Raw genomic sequence first — 1,138 nt, forward strand, 5'->3', positions numbered from 1 at the left:
AACTCGCGTCAAGGTGTCCAGAGTATCAATATTCGAGGTATCGAAGGTAACCGAATTAAGGTTCTTGTGGACGGCGTATCTCAAGGTAACCAGTTCGAATCAGGGAATACGTTCATTAACTCTGCTCGCGTTAACGTGGATACCGACCTAATAAAAGCGGTTGAAATTGTAAAAGGTGCAGCATCGTCTCTGCATGGTTCTGACGCAATTGGTGGCATTGTCGCATTTGAAACCAAAGATCCGGCTGATTTCCTTAAGGGTCGTAACTTTGGTGGCCATGCGAAGTTCAACTACTCTTCTGAAGACAATACATTCAGTGAATCTGTTGCACTTGCAAACAAAACGGGCGATTTGGAATCTTTAGTTGCCTATACGCGTCGCGACGGCAATGAACTGGATAACTTTGGAGATCTAGCAGATGCAAGTACTGAAGCGAACAACTTATTGGTTAAACTTCAGTACCAAGTCAATGATGCACATCGTGTTGAGTTCAATGGGAATTATATTCGCAACAAAGGCAACGGAAAGCAGTCTTACAACGGTTATACGAATGCAACAAGTGAAGATGTAACAGAGCAATATCAAGTTGGTATAAAACATATTTGGGAGATGCAAACGGCCCTAGCGGACTCCCTTACCTGGCAACTAGATTGGCTTAGCAAAGAAGAAAACGGCATTACTGATCGTGTTAAAGGTCAGAATATCCAACGTAAAGACTACATCTACGAGGATGAAGGCTACCAGTTTGACTCACAGTTTGACAAATATCTCTCGCTTGGTAGTACAGAGCATTACTTTGTGTACGGTGCATCCTTTAGTGATAAAGACATTAAGAACGTCAACAAAGAGTACAACAGTGCAAGCGCGAACAAAGAAATTTTCTATATTCCTTCTGCGAGCGAGCGTCGTTACGGGCTCTTTTTACAAGACGAGATTACGGTAGGTAACTTTACGATTACTCCAGGCGTACGGTGGGATGCATTTGAAACCGATCCAGGCGACACAAGCAGCAACCCAAGTGGTAACGCGGCTAGCGACTACAAAAAGTTCTCTGATTCTGCATTTACAGGCCGCTTAGGTTCTGTTTATAAGCTTAATGAGCAACATCGTTTATTCGCGCAAATCAGCCAAGGTTTCC

General features: G+C 43.5%; 1 protein-coding gene. It reads left to right on the top strand.

Going from position 1 to position 1,138, the window contains the following annotated elements; all coding sequences use genetic code 11:
• The coding region (locus R7Q47_RS25840) for a TonB-dependent receptor domain-containing protein (protein ID WP_318090208.1) at positions 1–1,138 on the top strand (1,138 nt) is incomplete at both ends.

The sequence above is a fragment of the Vibrio sp. Vb0349 genome, assembly GCF_033338975.1.